Raw genomic sequence first — 18,500 nt, forward strand, 5'->3', positions numbered from 1 at the left:
CGACACGTCTGGACACTAGATGGAGAATCCCCCGGGTTGTCGTCGCCCTCTTCCAAGCAATGAGTTTGCCTCATGCAGGACAAGGCATCAATTATCAGCAAAAGCGATGCGATCGGGACCGCTGAACCTCTGAGATGCGTCGTAGACATCGACACTTCGGCGGCGCCACCTGCCGAGCAATTCGACCTCTTTCGGAGCTGGCACTCAAATATTGCCGACGTTGAATTGCTCCGAGGCAAGTTCGGCTCGTTCGCGGCGCGCGAGCGGGCGTGGCAGTTGGACAGCCTTGTGCTTGCTTTCATCGAATATCCCGGGATGGGGTACCGTCGCCGGTGGAAAAGCAGAAAGAATCCGGTGTTCGACCATTGGGTTCTCTCCGTGCCGCAGACAATCTCCGCGGCCAGCGGCCAGCTACGAACGGGACAGCTACGCTGGCAATGTCTGGGAGCGTCCCATGAAGACCAGGGCGAGGATGATGGTGTTCTTGCGCTGTTCCTCCCACGGGATTTCGCCTTCTCGCAACCCCTCGCGCTCGATATCCGGCCCGAGATGGCCGCGTTCGTCGCCGACTATGTCATGCTGCTCTATGATTCCCTCCCCGATCGCACGGAAAATGACGTTCCGCATATCGCATCGGCGACCACCAGCTTGCTTGCCGCTTGCATTTCCCCGACCCGGGATCACTTTTTCGAAGCGCAGGAGCCGATCGACGCGGTCATCATGGCCCGTGCAAACAAGATCATAGCAGCCAACTTGGCCGACCGGAATCTGACACCGGGAAAGCTCTCTCAAGAGCTCGGCATTTCACGCTCTCGCCTCTACCGGATTTTCGAACCAGCCGGAGGGATCTCGCATTACATCCGGCGCCACCGGCTGCTGAAAACGCGGGACGCGCTCGGGAATGTCGCGGATGGACGCCCGATTTCCAGCATTGCCGAGGAGTGGGGCTTTATGGATCCCTCGACGTATAGCCGGACATTCAGGCGCGAGTTCGGAATTTCACCCAAAGAGGCGCGAGAGACGGGTTGGCTAGGCCTCAAGCGCCCTCCTTTGCCGGAGCGGTCGAACAACGGCAAACCTTCCCTAAACAGCCTCCTGGCTAACAACTGCCTTCTCAGCCATCAGCTTTAGGCCGGCAAATGGTGCCTTACTTGGGTAAGGAAACTGCAGGAACAATCCTTATCAACAAGCAAGAGCGCTTCCTGTACCATGTCGAAGACGCCGGCAGGGGCGATCCGCTTCGGCATCGCAGTCGGTCGGGACGGACAGAGATGGGGTGGAGAGGCAATCGTTGGACGAAGAGCCCAATGGCCGACGTGGACCCCCACTGCCAACATGCGACGCCGTAATCCGAGCTTGCCGCAGCGCGTTCCGGGAGGCCCAAATAATCCTCTCGGCGCCCGGGCGCTGTATCTGTATCGCAATGGCCAGGACACGCTATATCGCATCCATGGGACCAATGAGCCCTGGACGATTGGAAAAGCTGCATCATCCGGCTGCACCCGAATGTTGAACGAGCACATTTTCGAACTCTTCGGGACAGTGCGCAACGGCGCGCGCGTTATCGTTCTCTAGCGCCAATCCAGCCGGGGGCGTTGAGCAGCAAAGGAAGCTGGCACTTCTCCGGTTCCGTTTGGCTACCGCACGACCAACACAGGCACGCTTCCGTCCGCGAGAACCTCTGACGTCTGGCTTCCCAGCAAAAGCTTTCTGATGCCACGACGACCATGGGAGGCCATCACAATCAGGTCGCAGCCTCGTGATTTGGCGGTTTCGATAATCGCCTTGGCCGGGTACGCGTCCGGAATATGTAGAAATTCCGCGGATACCCCCATCCGGTCAGCCGCCTCCCTGACTTGATCGAGGACTTTCCCTGCGAACTCCTTGCTCGCGGCTTCAAAACTATCAACCTCCTCCTGCGAAGGGATAGACCCGGAGGCGAACCCGGTTCCATAGTCAATCAGCATTGGCTCGGTGACCGTGACAATTGTCGCCTTGGCAGCCAGGGCTTTCGCCAAGGCTATTCCATGCCTAACGCCCTTCGTGGCGACGTCCGAGCCATCCGTGCTCACGAGAATATTTGTGTACATCTGAGTTCTCCCTGCCTGGTCGATCACGGTTCCAGCAACACCAATATCCGCCGCAATGTCCATGTTGGCACACTGCAAGCCATCTCTTCCGGATATCCAACTCAAGCCGCTTGCATCGAAACGCAGAGGCACGTTCGGGGGCGGACACATGATCTTCAAACCGCGGAGGAATAGAGATCGCCCGGTCGTCCGGTCACCAATTGCCTTCTCGTGCGCCAGATATGGTTAAATCACGGGAGAGACGATAGGCGTTCGCAATGCCTTTGCTGCCTGCCCAACTTACAATCCATCGAGGCCACGGCGTTATGTGCAATTTATCCCGATGAATTGCATCTCGTCCAATTATTACCATCGCGATGGAAGATATTTGAGATTCCCTTTTCGACATCGAAACCGAACAGGACATGGCGAACGGTAGCGGCCTACGGGGAAGCCCGCGGCCCTCAGGAGTCAAACTCGGTGGCCACTGACGCGCCCGGCTCCCCTTTCCGCGACGGCTTGGCGACGGACACCATTGCGCAAAGAGTCGTTGGCTGAGCGTGCCGCGCAGCCCTTCCAATTGGCGCGACACCTTGGGAGAACTCATTCGAAATCAATGGCATTCTTGATTTCCAGGGATATTCGAAATGCCAAAGATTAAAATAGAGAAATGAGAAAACATTAAGCAATTAATACGTCTTTTCGGAATATATTCCCACAACCAAGGATATATATGACGTTGTTCAAAGTTTACATAACGCCGATGAGATCGATGATTAATTGACAAAAACATATACTATAGTATTATATTTTGCAACAATCAGGAGAGTAGCATTTCGTTTGCACCTCTGTTTGGGCTCTCATTGAATCATGGACTCAGTGCGCTTCTCTACCCGCGAGTTGACAAAGCGCCACCAGCTTGAGGCTTGGCAGGAATGGTATGTCGGCATCAACGAGATAGCCATTGACGCTCCCGATCACGGGTTTGCCGGGGACACAGAGGTTTGGACGTTGGATGGATTGGCATTCGTGAGGGTGTCGACGCCGTCACTACGCGCCACAAGGACAAGGCAGATGATCAGGCGAGACCCGACTGATCACTGGGTCGTGACGATCGGAAAGCGCACCGCTGCCGACCTGATATTGGAAGATGATCAACTATCTATCCCGGCAGGCGTGCCATATGTGTGGTCTCTCAGCAGCTTTTCCGATAGCCAGATGAGCTCGGACACGCGGCTCCATCTTTGCATCGCACGAGACAAGTTCAGCACATTCGCCCCGGCCCTTGATGCCACACGGGGCAGGGTTGTGAGCACGCCTCTTGGAGATTTGCTGGCAGGTTACATCTTGCTGCTGGAGCGAAAGTTGCCGGCCTTGTCGGAGGAAGACAGGCATAGTCTGCCGCAGGCGATTGCCGCCATGGTCGCCGCGTGCGTAGCGCCCTCCGCTGAGCGATTGGCCGTAGCCCACGGGCAAGTGACTGCGAGCCTCAAGGATAAGGCTCGGCGTTTTATCTTGCGTAACCTGAACTCGCCTCATCTTGGACCGGAAGAACTGTGCCGGGAACTGGGAGTGTCACGATCGAAACTCTACCGTTTACTTGAAGCGGACGGCGGAGTTGCGCGCTACGTCCAGCATTTGCGCCTGTTGGAAGGCTTTGCACAACTGAGCGATCCATCCAATAGAAAGCCGATTGTCAAGATTGCCGATGAATCAGGGATGCAGGACCATTCGCAGTTCAGTCGAGCGTTCCGTCGAGAATTCGGCATCAGCCCAACCGACGCGCGCGAGGCCGCACAGGCCGGATTGGTTCCCTCAATCATTCATGCGCATCCAGTTGCCGCCCGTAGCATCGGCGGCCTGTTGTCCAGCCTTTGAAGCTTCTCTCATCTTGAATTGGGCGGATAGGGCAATTGGTCAGCGTCGGATGGGTGAGCACGAGCGGATCATTGCAGGCTTTGTGTTCGATGAGGCGCAGGCGGTTTTGGCATCCCAGGCATCGCGCCGCAGGAGCAAATCGAACGCTGACCGTCGACATTGATTGCGGGGCACTGTCTGAACATGTGGTCGATAGAGCTTTGCCATCTGGTGACGGCGCTGAGACGCTGTCGATCAGAATTGCCGAACGGTCACGGATTTCACGGCCTCGCCCCGGTTACGCGGGCGAGCATCTCAGATCGCCCTGATCGTAGTTCGTAGTTACAGGGTGCATTCTGGTGGGCCCGGAGGGCGCATTAAGGCGATTGATTTTATTGCCTTTTTCGTGGGCTGAAACCGGGCGTCTTACCGTATCGTTCCGTATGACCCCGTCTTCGGGTTTACTCCCCTAGTCCCCTAACTGGGCCCCAGGCCGGATAGAGCGACCGTCGGGAGCCACATTGCGAAATGGCCGCCGCAGGTCAGCTTTGGCGGCAGAAATTGCGATGAGCTGCCATTCTCCCAAACCTCCAGCACATTTATGGAAAGATATTCCGTGATGGAGAACACCTGTTTATATTCCCTCCGTTAAACGGGGGCGAGGGTAGATGCAGGTCACAAACTGCGGCCGTGGCGTTCATTCGCGTGAGGTAAAAGGCCTTGAGCGGCTCAAAAAGGAGCTGCCGTCGAATTGGTATGCCTTCACGAATCTCGATCTGACGCTGGGTCTTGGGAAATCACGCGAGATCGACGTCATCATCGTGTCCGATCACCGCATATTCCTGATCGACATCAAGGACTGGAACGGCAAGATCGAAAACAGGGACGGGCGCTGGCACAACAATGGCAGGGACTGCGGCCCCTCCCCGGTCCAGAAGATTGGCGACATCGGGCGCGAGGTTCTTGGCCCCCTGGCCAGCCACCTGAAAAGCAGGACTGAGACCCGCCGCGAGCCAGTGCCATTCATCGTTGGTCTTGTCGTACTCACGGGGCTGGCGACCAATGCCCATCTCGATGGCCTGGAGAAAGAAAAGGTCCTTGCCGTTGATGATTTTATCAAGCTCGCAACGAATACGCGCAAGCTAAACGAGACCTTTGGCGACCCTCTCGCCACGTTCCTCCACAGGCCCCTCACAGACGGTTTTTGGAAGGATAAGCTAAGCAGGTTCTTTAACGTTGGTCCCAATTCGCCGTTCAAACCTGGGCGGCGTCGATTCCAGAGGTATGTTGCCGAGGATATTTTCAGCTACGCGCATCCCAGTGACATCTACCGGGAATATGAAGCGACGGACGAAGCCAACAAGAACAATCTCGGAATCTTGAGATTGTGGGACTTCACCAAGTGCAACGATGGCCGCTTCCAGACGGAAGAGGGCCGGCTGGAAATCGCCGGGCGCGAGCAGCAGGTTTATCACTGGCTCCGCGACCGGGATCAGGAGCTTGAGCGAACTCTTCTCACGCCGCGGCTGGATGATCCCGACCGTGGAGTCAACTACTGGGAAATTTACGATCGCAGGCGCCGCATGCGACGCCTCAATGAATTTTCCATCAGTGAGGCTTCCACGACTCTTCCCGGTCAGAAGATCGAACTGGCGCGACAGATCGTATCGTCCGTTGCGGCGCTGCATCGTCAGAATGCGTCACATCTTGATATCGGCGGCCACAGCATCTGGCTGGAACTGCCAACATCGGTCAGGCTGTCTCATTTGCTGGCGGCGCGTATTCCCGAAGGAAAATCCCTCGGGCCTTCCCGTTATCAATTTCTTTCTGGAGTTACGGTGCCCGAGGACGTGCTGGGCGTGGACAGCGGTCCGAAGCGCCGGGACGTCTTTCTGCTTGGCGTCGCGGTGCACAAGCTGCTTTTCGGTCGACTGCCATCAGGCGAGCCGGCGGAATGGAAGGCCACAGTCGATGGCGCAAACGAGTATGCCGCACTCCATGACTGGTTCGCGGAGGCTCTGGAAATCAGCCCTGATCAGAGATTCGCGGACGCGGCAATCGCCCTCGAATCTTTCAACAAGGCAACGGCGTCGAGGCCAACACCTGACGAAATATTCGCGGGGCTCGAATCGTTCAGAACGACGATCCGCTCACAACGCCAGTTATTCACGACTTTCCCCGTTGAAGGGGAGATGGTCATTGAAAGCGACCGTATGGACGCATGGCGAAGTGTCGAGGATGACATCCCAGTCCTGGTCAAGCAGTGGAAACAGTCGGCTTGGGGTGACGGGCAGAAGGAGGGAGGAAGCCTTCTTTCCTTCCTTCGTAGGGCTGCCGACATGAAGGCCGACAAACCGACAGGGATTGCTCCTGTCCGCGGCGTGCATTGGCTGGGTGACAGTCTTGTTCTTGTCCAAGCGTGGATCGAGGGCGCTGCGCTAGATACCGTTCTTGCCAATGGGCATGAGTTTAGCGACGCCACCAAAGCCCTGTCTTTGTGCAGCAACCTCGTCTCCATCATGGATGCCCTGCACGAGGAGGGAATCGGGCACGGTGACTTGAAACCGGCCAACATAGTGGTCAGTGAGGAAGGTCAACCGACCCTTATCGATGTGCTCGACTATTCGCCGCGTGTCGACGGCGAAGTCGTAAGTTCCGCGTACGCGCCCGATAGCGGAAACCGCATGGAGCGCGACCGGTTCGCACTTACAAAAATCACCGAAGAAATCTTGGCCGCGTCTGATCTTGATCCTGCGGACGGGGCCGACATTGCCTCCGCGATCAGGGACTGCCGCGAGAAACCGCCCGCACTGACCACCCTCCTTCCGTTACAAGAATCATTGGCAAAGACGATCGAATGGCTTCAGTCGAAGGGTCAAAAAGAAGCAATCGACGACAAAGCAATTTCGGTCTCCCTCGCTGGCCAGCAGACAGGCCCGATCGATTCTGACGAAGGCTTCCTCTTTCTTCGCGTCCGTCGTCACCCTCATCGTGGCTATCTGGCCCTCCACATTCGCGGAGCCTTCGAAGAACTCGAAGTCCGTCTTGACCCAGAGGGGCGAGCAACCGTTGCAACGAGGCGTAAGCTTGAACAGTGGCTTCTTGCCCTCGTGGCCAAACAGGAATTCCACAGGATCGGAGCAACCCTGAACGTTACGAGGTCTGATGTCACGGACCTATCGGCGCTGGAACCCATCTTGAATGATCCCTTGGTCAAGGCGAGGATCGAAAAAGAAATCTCTGGGCCTGCTTCGCCAGCCGCCTCCGAGACACCGGAAAGCGCCGATCTCGTGCCGCAAGAGGACGAGGCCGAAGACGCCCTTGCCGAAGAGATCGCCGACAGCGATACGCCGACCACCGACGTCGACGTGCCGGAGCTGTGGCGTGTACTTATGGAGGTTGAGAATGAACTTACCACCGAAGGCGTCGCCCAACTTGATAGCGCCTACGATCGCGGCATTGGCCGCCATAAGGTCATCATGGAGCTGGAAAGCGGTGAGTTCGACTTCTCCCGCAATGATACCGTGGGCGTTCAGAAGCAGGATAAAAAAGGAATCTGGCGGCGCATCGGTGATCTCGATCTGAACCGGTCGAAACCAGACATTGCTGTCATCGACGCACAGGGCGGATGGTCCTTCGGCCCACGGCTCGTTGAAGCTGGACAGCGCCTGCGCTTTCTCAGTCACTTCGAGGGCACCAGTCTCAAGCGCCGGACCGACGCCGTTGGCCGCATTCTGGCTGGCAACGGTCGCGCCAACGGCCTGCTGTCGGTCTTTGATACGCGCTCCGATGCGGCCCCGGACATGGCGGAGCAGCAAGCGAGCGACGAGGCATTGGCGCTGTACGGCCTCAATGATGACCAAACGCAAGCCTTTCGAAAAATCATCAATACCCGGCCAGTGGGTCTGCTCCAGGGGCCGCCTGGGACCGGAAAAACGAAGTTCATTGCCGCTCTTACCCACTATGCGATCACCAAAGGGCTCGTTCGGAACGTCCTTCTGTCCAGTCAGTCGCATGAGGCGGTAAACAATGCGGCAGAATCGGTACTGGCTCTATTCCGCAAAACCGGAGAGTTACCTAGTCTGCTCCGCGTCGGCATGGATGATGGGCAAGTTTCCCCGCTCCTACGCCCTTATCACACCTCCCGCGTCGAGCAGTCCTACAAGGATCGCTTCGGCGCCACATTCGGCGAGCGCATGGGCGTGGTGGGTAAGACTTTGGGAATTCCGCCCGACATCATTTCGCAAGTCGTTGTTCTCGAAACAACGGTAAGGCCAGTCGTCCAAAGAATCTACGAGCTGAACCGCGATGCTGAAGCGCAGGTGCAGCGGATCAACGGTCTAAAGGATACGCTTAAACAGCACTTGTCGCTGCTCGACATCGAGATTTCGCTGCCAGAATCCGGCTTCGAGGATGATTGGCGCGATTTTCTGGACGAAGCGGCCGCCGCCATAGCGCGACGCGCGGCGCGGCAACATGCGGTCGGTGCGGATAGGATCGACCGTTTGAGATCCATAGCGGGACTGGGCCGGGATTTTATCGGCAGTGTGTCTCGCGCCGAGCGGAGTTTCGATACGTTCCTTGCCGGCACACGCCAGATCGTTGTCGGAACATGCGTGGGACTCGGTCGATCATCACTGGGCTTAACGGCCACCGCATTTGACCTGGTGATTGTCGACGAAGCCGCTCGCTGTACGTCCGGCGAACTGCTGGTCCCGCTACAGGCTGCGCGCTGGGCCGTCTTGGTCGGCGACCATGCGCAGCTACAGCCGCAACATAAGCCCGAGGTCATCAATCTCGTCGCGGAACGCACTTCAATTGCGAAAAAGGAAATCAAGCGAAGCGATTTCGAGCGCACGTTCAAGACGGGGTATGGCCTCGCCGCCGGCTCGCGGCTGAAAACCCAGTACCGGATGCTTTCTCCCATAGGTCAGCTCGTGTCCGAGGTATTTTACCCCGACCTCACGCTGCTCGCCGGTCGCGCGGAACCTGTTGTCGATCCCCAGGTGCTGCCTGATGACCTGAAGTATCCGCTGACATGGGTGGAGACCGATGGTCTAGGCCCGATGGGCTACGAGCGTAGAGAAGCCAAGAGCAAGATCAATCCGGCAGAGGCCGATGCGGTCGTCCATTTGCTTGACCGGTGGTACGCGGATGACAGGTTTCGCGAATGGCTGCTTACACAGCAGGATCACCCGGTCGGCATCGGCGTGATCTGTATGTATGCTGCGCAGCGCAATCTGATCGAACGAAAGCTGAGACAGTCCGCGCTGGCTTTTCTGTTAGACAAGAACGTGAAGGTCGGCACGGTCGACAGCTATCAAGGGAAGGAAAATCCCATCGTCATTCTGTCGCTTGTCCGCAACAACGAGTTGGGCGGAATCGAATCTGGCGTCAAAACCATAAAGGATGGCTTTCTCGTTACACCAAACCGCATCAATGTCGCTGTGAGCCGCGCGATGGACAGACTAGTGATCGTTGGGTCGCGCCATAGATGGAGAGCCAACAGACCCATGGGGCAATTATCGGCGGGATTTGGACGACGTACGGATGAAAGCGTTGCTTCAGTCATCGCGGTGGAGGATTTACTGGAAGCTCAGGCAGACAGAGAAACGGAAAACTCATCTCGGGGCAGCTCAATGAAAAAGCGAGGCGTCCATGGGAAAGCTTAGTCGGCCGCTATTGCGACTAAAGGGCCACGAACTGGTGCCGCCGGAGGAAGATCGCCGCGTTGACCTCGACATTTTTGATGTGCTGTTACCCTGCCGCATTTACGAGGTTAGTTACAAGGTGGCCTCATTGGGGCAGGTAAGTCCGACACTTGAGTTCTTGCTCCGCCTCGCCAAAGCGGCCCCTGGGATCGCTGACGAAGAGGCGGCCGCCTTCTTCGGCTACAGCCAGACCGAAATGGCGTATGTCCTGGAGGAAGCCATTGGTCCAGGATATTTGGAGCGCAGGGCCGGAAAGCTCTGGTTGACGATATCAGGTGAGGGCCTTTTCAAGGCAGACGACGAACAGCCGTCCATCTACACCGTCGAGGCACGACGCCGTTCGTTCGGTTTCGACCTCATGGCGATAGCTCCCCAAGTCAAACGCTTCCTTGATGAGCTTGAGCGGCTTCTGCCCGAGCTGCCCTCAGAAGACCCGGCAGGCACAGGCCGAGTTGCGGAGCGCGTCCCGGCTCGTTTCAAGCAATTCTTCAGGGAACTCGCAGATCAAGCGGATCGCGGCAAGACCGAGCGCCGTGACATCTATTCGATCGATCCGGTGGTTACGCCGGGCGAAAGATACCAGATGCCTCTTCGCTTCGTGACGTTCGCCCAGGCGTCCAATCCCAGCGCCGCTGAAATCGACTTGTCCTCGTGGAGGATGGATCACGAGGTCGCTGACCGACCTGAGATCGAGCGCGCCGTAGCTCTGTTTGTGAAAGATCAGCAGACGTCGGCCGCTCACCTCGACGCTGCCTCCGGGTATCAAACGCTGATCGATATGGCCCCGGAATTCCTGAAAGAGTTTACGACTCGGAATGGTCTATCCGAAATCCGTTACTGGAGGGAAGCGGTCAGCCGTGCTGGCGAACCCAGAACCGACCGAAAAACCATTCCGATCGTAGGCTCGTTACTTTTGCCGGGCAACATCGAGCGCGTGCAGGCGGTGCTCGACTACGGTCTGCGCAACGTGACTGAAGTACCGGTGAACATATACGCGGTCGCGCCGCAGACCCGCAGGTGGGGAGCCACGACCCAGCAGCGAGACCTTTTGACTTTGATACAGGAGAAGACCGCGCTCATCTTGCCCGGTGATAAGCCGGATATGAAATCCGTCTGCCTCTACGCATGGGACAAGCCTGCACAGTACACGGCGAAAACGTTCGATGAAATTCAGGTTGTCCGCGTCGGGGACTTCCCGAAATCACTAGAGCTCTTGCTGGTGCCCGGAGTCATGGTGGCGGCGATCGTTCATGCTCCGCTCGGTGCATCCACCGGCAATCCGGTGCCGCTTGGACTGGCCTCCTTTGACCCGCTAGTCATCGACCGGGCGTATGCCTACTTTCTGGAACGCTATCAGTTTTACCAAAGCAAAGGCCGTCCCGACTGAACACCTAAGAAGCTTCAATACTCGGGATTGTGACCCCTTCCAACCCTCGTTCCAGCACCAGAAAAGGACATGTTGGCCGCCTAGATCGGCGCAAGGGCGGCGACTATGTCCGCTTTTTGGTGGAGGGACGCAGATGTGCAAATGACCACCTTGCGGCGCAAAGCGGCCATCGCGTCCGGACTTGAGTGCGCTGTCATCATGGGCGCGGAGAACGTCTCGCTCGCCACCCCGAGGCTCGGTTGCTGTGGCCGGAGTTCGCGCTGGGTTCTGTGGGTTCCGACGGACTCCTCAGCTCACTTGAGACGACAATTGGCGGCCCGGTAAGTAAAGATGTTGCTTCGAAAACCGTCAAATATTGTTCTTTACGTGCCTTTCTCGGGTTGTTTGACTCACTAAGCAGTGGCATAAAAATGACCGGGCAGCTTGGGGGTAAACGCCACAAATGGCACTTTTTCGTTATCTTAATGATGACGCGTTTCTGATCTTTTCGCGCAAATTCCGGTTCCTCTATGAGGCGGCGTTACTAGATACCTACGAGCGATTCTTCTCTCGTGGAGCATCCTTCCCTACCCCTCAGGAAGTTGTCCACGCAATCTACGATCTCATCAAGCGAAAGCCTGAGCTTCTTGCCGAGGGCGACGATGTTGGTGAAGGCCTTCCCGACCTGGTGTCAAAGCGCCGTCGGCGTCTGAAGTTCGCAGGGGAGGCGAACGAGGCTGCGGAAACAGCGTTGCGGGTCGCGAGCGTTGCTTACCAAAAACTCATCCAGACCGGTTGGCTCGAAGAGGAAGAATTTGGCCTGAGGGTGACCGTAGATATGCCCATGGGGGCAAGCTTGGTCATGCAGCTCCTGTCCAGCCTGAAATCCGACGTGAGCCAGCGCTTTGGTGGGATTGTCGTCAATGTGAAACAAAGTTTGGAACTGGCGGCGAGACTCCAGCCGGACTCGTCAGGAAAGGACGCAGTGGATGCTGCATATGCTGTGGTGCAAGCGCGAGAACATTCCACCGCCTTTCTCAAGACGCTTAGGGCCATCCTCTCCGATCTGAGGCGAATCCGCCGGACCATTATGGAATCGCGGAGCATGCGTGAGAGAGTAGACGCTTACTTTCAGGAATTCATCGGCGAGTTGGTCCTGAAGGACTTCCAAGCCATTCACACCTTCAATCATCCCTTTAGATTCAAAGATCACATCCTTGATTTGGCTCGCGCGATCTCTGTCGATCCCGAAATCATGAATACGATCGCCGGGGGCTACATCGAGAGCGGGATGGCTGACATCCTCGATAACGGGCTTAGAACCGCAGAGAGCGACCTCCTGTCGATTCAGGAAGTCTTTGATGGCATCGGCGAGATGTTCGATCGGATCGCCATCTTTCGCAGGCAGCTTGAACAGCGACTTCGCAACACGGTCAAATACGCGGAACAAGGGAGCAGTGGCATTTCAAGCCGGGCTGCATCGCTCATTCATCGGCTCCACAAGGTGATGGATCAGCGCCCCGCTCTTTCTGAGTTCGCTTGGGTACCCCTCCCGGTCGAACCGACGCGTACGCCTTGGTCGGAAAGGCATCTCGCGCAACCGCGGCAACCACGTAAGGCGCTGGAGTCAATGGCGGTCCCACCCAAAGTGGTGGATCCATTGCTGGCGCTGCGTAAGAAACTCAAGAAGCAATACTTGGAACGAATCATTCCAGACGAAAGACAACTACTGCGATGGCTGCGTGACCAAGTTCCGTTCGCAGTAACGAAAGAGGCGCGCTTCTTGGAGATAGCAAACGTGGATTCCTTCATTGCATTCGATGTGATCCGACGGTTCACGAAACCCGGCGACCTGCCGGCTTATATCGCGGCCGAGTTTGAGATCACGAATGACGCTGAAGGACCGGAGCACGATAGCGATTGGCTGAGGTGCGGTAACTTCCTCATCCGGAGAAGGGCTGTCGCGGCTGGAGGCGTCGATGCTGACTGAGTTCGAAGAGCTAGAATCCCGGTATGGCTCGGACAAGGGTGCCGATCTCAGAAAAGCTTGCCGATACCTCCTCCGTCATCAATTCGTTTATTCGGGAGATCGGGGTGTGGCGACCGTCTATGATGTAATTATGGATAGTCGCTTCAGAAGAGTGATCGACAATTTCTTTGATTGTATCGGCTACCGCGTCCACCGCGAGCAAGACGAACAATGGGCGGGGATCGTGCTGGAGGACGAGGAGATGTCGTCAACCCCAAAAATGAAGGCTGACGAAACTATCGTGCTTCTGGTGGCAGCTGCTCATTGGCAGGACGAAGCGAACCAGGGCAACGTGGAAGAACGTGCGACGGTCTTGACCACATTTAACGTCCTCTATGAGAAATACAGGGAAATGGCTGAAAGGGGCACAAAGATGCTTGTGTCCCAGTCCAGGTTCCAAGACATTCTTGAGGATCTTGCTGCGCGTAACCTGATCTGGCTCGGAGAGTTCGATCGTGTCCTTCAGGATCGGGAGGTGGTGGTTCGGCCGATAATCAAGCTTGTTTCCGGATCCGACGCGTTGAGGCGCATTGAGGAGCAGGTTGCGCTAGAAGACTATGAGCCCCGCCAGCTCGGTCCCGTCGAGGAAAAAGTGCAATGATGGAACTCGTGCATCTCACGCTGGTGAATTGGCATTCATTCACTGTCGAAGATATTCCGGTTGGCGGCCACGTCGGTTTCCTTGGCGAAAACGCGTCGGGCAAATCAACAATCCTGGACATGATCCAGGTGGTGCTCACCGGCGCCAGCGGACGCTACATGAACCTAAACCCAGTCGCTGGTGAGAGTCGTCGCAGAAGCGGTCCGAGGCGCACGGTACAGGGGTACTGCCTCGGTGCCCGTGGAGAGGGCGATTTTCGGCGCGAAGCCTGCCTTACCTACGTGGCGATTAGTTTTCGCGACGCCGATGGAGTGAAGCCCGACTTGACGATAGGCCTCGCCATGGAGGCAAGGAAGACACAACCAGCCGAGACCGTACTTGGCCGTTTCGTCGTCCGCGGCAAAGTATTGACTACGGCCGATTTCCTGCGCGAGCGGGAAGGACGGCAAGAATTCGCGCAATGGGAGGACGTAAGACAAGCACTGGAGAGGGAATGCGGTGGCGGCTTCGTAAACCATCGCGACAGCGCCACGGACCACATCCGGGAATATATGCGTGACTTGGTTCCACGATCGGCACCGACTTCCGGAAACGCCGCCGCGCTTGCAAAGGCGATTGTGAACGGCATGACGCTCAATCAGGGCCTGTCCGCAACTGACTTCGTCAGGAACTATATCCTCGAGGAGTCTCCGATGAGGATCGGTGAACTGCGAGAGTCACTGAAGACTTACCGGCAAGTCAACCAGACCATCAAGAACATGCGGGAGCGTGCGAAGCGCCTGAAAGTGGTCAAGGCGCGAGCGGAAGATTTTAGAAACTCCCTCAACGAACACGTCGAGGAGGATTGGATCAGTCGCAAGGCGAGGTACCTCGCGGCCTCGGCGGCGATGCGGGCACTCGAAGAAGAGGTCAAGGAAGCCGAGGCATCTCTTCTGGCAGAGAGCGAGGAAATCAACGATCTGAACAGTTCGATCACCGAAGCGACCCAGGATGTGCACCGCATCATCAAGCAGATCGAAGCGATCAAAGCCAAGGTGGGCATCGACGATCTTACGAAGATGGCCGAAAGTCATTCCTTTTCCGCCGCAGATTGCCTCAAACGGGTCTCTGAAAGAGTGAAGCACATGCAGCGGATCGCAGCCGCGGCCGAAGCACTCGGAAAGGGTGATGTAAGCTCCCGCGAATTGGCTGCTCACGCCTCCGCGGTGGCCGAGGCGGTCAAGCGCGGGAACACGGAAGCCACCACAGTGATCGAACAAGCGTTCCTGGCTTCGCTCCCCGTCATCGCCGAGAGAATTGGCAGGGCGCGCAGCGAGGCGGAAGCCGCTTGGCATACCAAGAATGAGGAGGTCGACAAGCTGTCTCGATCTATCGAGGCGGCCGCTTCCGGTTCACGGGATTCTCACCTCGGCGACCATACCCGAGAGTTGATGAGGCTCCTTCGCATGGCCGGGATGGTTCCGAGAGCGCTTTGCGACATCATAGACCTTACCGACAAGGACTGGGGACAAGCGGCTGAAGGTCTTCTCGGTCGAGATAGGGAAGCGATCTTCGTCGATCGCGACCATATCCACATGGCGACGACGATCCTGAGAGAAAACAGGCGGGATCTACGCCAGGCTTCCCTGGTCAGCCTAAACAAGCTCGAGCGATACAAAGATCCTGTCGAGTCAGGTTGGTTCCCTTCGCTTTTCAGGTCCGATGACAAAGACGCAGTCGCCTTCCTGCAGCGCAGATATGGCAATGTGCGACTGGCCCGCACCATGGAGGAGTTTAACCAACCCGGCCGTGCCCTCATGGCTGATGGCCTTTATGATGATGGACTATTACGAGGGACCCGCCTGGAGGAAGCCGACCGCCTCAAGATCGGTAGGGCGGCGCAGGAGCAACTTTTCCTGGAGCAGAAAAGGCGGTTGGAAGTGCTGCAGGAAGAAATCGAAACCCTATCCCAGCGCAGGCGCATCCTTTCCGAGGTTGACCGCTCCGCCGCTTTCGTAGCTTCGCCTGCGGACAGTGAGACAGTTGCACGCCTGCTTGAAAGAGCACAAGCGCAGGAGAGGCTGGCAGGAGAGGCTCGATCCAGGCTGGAGGCGGTCGATCAAGGCGACCTGAAACGCCTATATGAGCTTGAGGAGAAGAAGAAGGTTCAGCAGGCCTATGTCCAGGCCAGAAATGTCGAGCTCAACTCAATCCAGAAGAGGCAGGGCGCTTACCAGAAACAAGCTGAAACCGCGAGAAAGACGCTCACGGGCCTTACCAACCAAGAGGGTTCGCGCCATTCGCGGAATCTCGCCCGCCGCATGTTCCAACACAACTGGCGCTTGACGGCCCCACTCCCGGCCAACCGCAGGTACCGGGAGAGGATCGCCGGTAAACAAATCCCAACTGATCCATCCGCCCGTTACGAAGCACTAGCCGCGATCCATCGTGCGATTGGGCAGCGCGCGGAGGATCGCTCCAAACAGGCAAAAGACAGAATGATGGAGGCCGACAGGAATGTGCGGGCCGCCATGAGGAGCTATTTTGACATCGCTCCCATAAGCTCGGAGGTCGGAGCTGAAAGCGACATCCTGAAGGATATACTGCCCTGGGTGGAGGCCACGCTTCGCGATATCGAAGAGAACGAGCTCACGCGGCATGAAGCACTGGCAGCTGAAGCTTCCGAGCGAGTCTCGTCTATCTTTCGCGGCGAGTTCGTCAACTCTCTCCACTCACGCATCTCCAAACTGAAGAGAGATATCGACTCGCTGAACTATAGCCTCCGTAATCACACATTCCATGGCGAGCGATATTCGTTCAGCAGGACGCAAGTGGCTCAGTTCGCGCCGATCTTGAAAGCGGTCGAGATTTACGTGACTTCAGAGGATGCGCTAGATCTTCTGTTCAAGGGCGAGATACCCGATGGCTCCCCCCACAAACCCGTGCTCGACGAGGTGAAGCGCATCCTGGAGGATCCCGATACAGACTTCGACAGCTTTGAGGATTATCGGAGCTTTTTCGTTTTCGAGATTCACATGGAGAATCTCGATACCGGGCATAAGACACGGTGGGAAACTCGCCGCGGCACGGGCTCTGGCGCCGAGCAACAAGTCCCGCTCTATGTGGCCATCGGTGCCTCGCTGGCCTCCGTTTATGGGACCGCCGAAGGAAGATCGGGATCGCAACTTGGAATGGCACTCGCCGTCTTCGATGAAGCCTTTGCCAAGTTGGACGGCAAGAACCAGCGGCAGATGATGAGTTTCTATGAGAGTCTTGGCCTGCAGGTGATCGTCGCTGCACCACCAGAACGGAGGCCTTCTTTGCTTGGCTACATGCATGCCATCGTCGAAGTGGATAATATTGGCAACGGACAATCGGAAACGACAGTAGTTCAGGTGAAGGAAAAAGCTCGCAAGGAGCTGCAGCGGATCAATCCCGAACTTATGGATGAGGAAGCGCTGCGTAGGATGGCAGCCGAGTGAAATTCACCGATCCGATTGCGCTTCTTTCCCATCTGCTGGATAGGCACGAGGACGGCCGAACAGGCGCACGTGCTTATCCTGACAACGGCGCTTTTTCGAATATCGTGGAGGCTGACCGTTTTCGGAAGAAGTTGGAAGAGGCAAGCCGGGCGGGTGCAATCGAGCTTCGAATGGAGATGGGGCGCCGGCGAGCCGGCGAAATCAAGTTCGTGCGCATCGCCGACGTGGCGAGGCTCTACTGTTTCGTCGAACGAATACCTTCCAGCGAGCGCTCGGCGTCAGCGCTCGAGGATCTATTTCGTCGGACCGAGCTGTCTGCCCCGTTCGCTGAGCATGCGCGGGAAGCTGCTCAAGCCTGGTCCAGAAATCGGCGGTGGACGGGCATTGCTCCCGGCGACATAGATTCGCTTGAGCGAGCGCTACTCCTCGCGCAAGCGATATACAGACGGCAACATTTAGGACTGGACTATCGCACTTTCTCCAGAAGGGCCGTTTCCGATAGCAAAGCATTGGAACGGCTGGAGGCAGCCGTCGCAAAGGTCCTTCGAGGTGTTGGCGCGGACATCCCGGAGGGCGCCACGCCCCGGGAAGCACTCGGTGCACTTGGGCTGGAAAAGGTGCCTCCTCCCCTCCTCCTTTCAGGACCGATCACTTTTGGAGCATCCCAACCTGGCGTATCCTTCCTCGGCGTCCCCGCAGATGCCATCAGCACCGTCGGCTTCAGCCGCACGCCGGAATACGTCCTCGTAGTAGAGAACTACACGAGCTTCGTCAGGCACGTGACTGAGGCAGATCCGGACCGCCGAGGACTTGTCATCTACGGCGGCGGCTATCCGTCGACGGGAGTTCAGAAGGCATTCGGCTTGATCGCCGGTCGCATTCCCGACGCCGTACCCTTTTACCACTGGTCTGACATCGATCCCGATGGCATCTGGATCTTCCTGACAGTTGAGAGAGCATTCGGCCGCAGGCTACTCCCGCACCTCATGACCGTCGACTTGGCCGAAAAGCACGGTAGTAAACCAGATCAAACGGCAAGCAGAGTAGCCAAGGCTGAAGGATCGGTCCTCTTTGATTTGATCGCGTACCTTGCAAAGCCTGATGCAAAACACTTAGAGCAGGAAGAACTCGATCCTATTATCCCACGCCTACACCAGAGCGAGTGGCGAGCCTCGTGATGCAAACCAATTTTTGTCCTCGCCCAGTTGATCGGCATAGCTGGCGAAGGCGCTCCGCTTCCAAAACTGACCATTGCGCGGGGCGTCCGAAGACCTGAACGGGCAGATGAACTGGCGGTACTGGTTTGCTGGTGCGGTCGAGACATATCTACAAACTGTAAGGCGTTTCGCTAGCGGGGATATCAGGTCGTAATTGAAGGCTATACGAGACTTCGGATATTTGCGTGA

At 57.0% G+C, this 18,500-nt stretch carries 10 protein-coding genes; 9 read left to right on the forward strand and 1 reads right to left on the reverse strand.

The window, feature by feature from the left end:
• Positions 1-72: 72 nt before the first annotated feature.
• A complete protein-coding gene (locus RFM41_RS15120) occupies positions 73-1,131 on the forward strand; it encodes a helix-turn-helix domain-containing protein (protein WP_320249869.1) in 1,059 nt (352 codons plus the stop codon).
• A 78-nt stretch (positions 1,132-1,209) separates the two neighbouring features.
• Positions 1,210-1,575, forward strand: a complete 366-nt coding sequence (locus RFM41_RS15125) for a L,D-transpeptidase (protein WP_320249871.1) — start codon at positions 1,210-1,212, stop codon at positions 1,573-1,575.
• 62 nt (positions 1,576-1,637) lie between these two features.
• On the opposite strand, the gene RFM41_RS15130 is transcribed toward RFM41_RS15125, so the two are convergent.
• Complete coding sequence (locus tag RFM41_RS15130) at positions 1,638-2,090, reverse strand: universal stress protein (protein ID WP_320250156.1); 453 nt, start codon at positions 2,088-2,090, stop codon at positions 1,638-1,640.
• An 849-nt stretch (positions 2,091-2,939) separates the two neighbouring features.
• Between RFM41_RS15130 and RFM41_RS15135 the strand changes: the two genes are divergently transcribed.
• From RFM41_RS15135 to RFM41_RS15165, 7 genes are all read left to right on the forward strand, one after another.
• Positions 2,940-3,947 carry a helix-turn-helix domain-containing protein gene (locus RFM41_RS15135; protein ID WP_320249872.1) on the forward strand — a complete coding sequence of 336 codons (1,008 nt, stop codon included), beginning with the start codon at positions 2,940-2,942 and terminating at the stop codon, positions 3,945-3,947.
• Between the two features lie 647 nt (positions 3,948-4,594).
• Positions 4,595-9,598: an AAA domain-containing protein gene (locus tag RFM41_RS15140; protein WP_320249874.1), complete on the forward strand. Its 5,004-nt coding sequence runs from the start codon at positions 4,595-4,597 to the stop codon at positions 9,596-9,598.
• A complete protein-coding gene (locus RFM41_RS15145) occupies positions 9,585-11,024 on the forward strand; it encodes a hypothetical protein (protein ID WP_320249876.1) in 1,440 nt (479 codons plus the stop codon). Before RFM41_RS15140 ends, RFM41_RS15145 begins: the two co-directional genes overlap by 14 nt.
• Before the next feature lie 442 nt (positions 11,025-11,466).
• Positions 11,467-12,993 (forward strand): Wadjet anti-phage system protein JetA family protein, encoded by a 1,527-nt coding sequence (locus tag RFM41_RS15150; protein ID WP_320249877.1) that lies wholly within the window; start codon positions 11,467-11,469, stop codon positions 12,991-12,993.
• Positions 12,983-13,633, forward strand: coding sequence for a DUF4194 domain-containing protein (locus RFM41_RS15155; protein ID WP_320249878.1), 651 nt, complete (start codon positions 12,983-12,985; stop codon positions 13,631-13,633). The genes RFM41_RS15150 and RFM41_RS15155 overlap by 11 nt, the downstream gene beginning before the upstream one ends.
• Positions 13,630-17,094 carry an SbcC/MukB-like Walker B domain-containing protein gene (locus RFM41_RS15160; RefSeq protein ID WP_320249880.1) on the forward strand — a complete coding sequence of 1,155 codons (3,465 nt, stop codon included), beginning with the start codon at positions 13,630-13,632 and terminating at the stop codon, positions 17,092-17,094. Before RFM41_RS15155 ends, RFM41_RS15160 begins: the two co-directional genes overlap by 4 nt.
• Positions 17,091-18,272, forward strand: coding sequence for a Wadjet anti-phage system protein JetD domain-containing protein (locus tag RFM41_RS15165; RefSeq protein ID WP_320249881.1), 1,182 nt, complete (start codon positions 17,091-17,093; stop codon positions 18,270-18,272). The genes RFM41_RS15160 and RFM41_RS15165 overlap by 4 nt, the downstream gene beginning before the upstream one ends.
• Positions 18,273-18,500 lie beyond the last annotated feature (228 nt).

Origin of the sequence: Mesorhizobium vachelliae (genome assembly GCF_033977325.1) — a bacterium.
Lineage (GTDB): Bacteria > Pseudomonadota > Alphaproteobacteria > Rhizobiales > Rhizobiaceae > Mesorhizobium > Mesorhizobium vachelliae.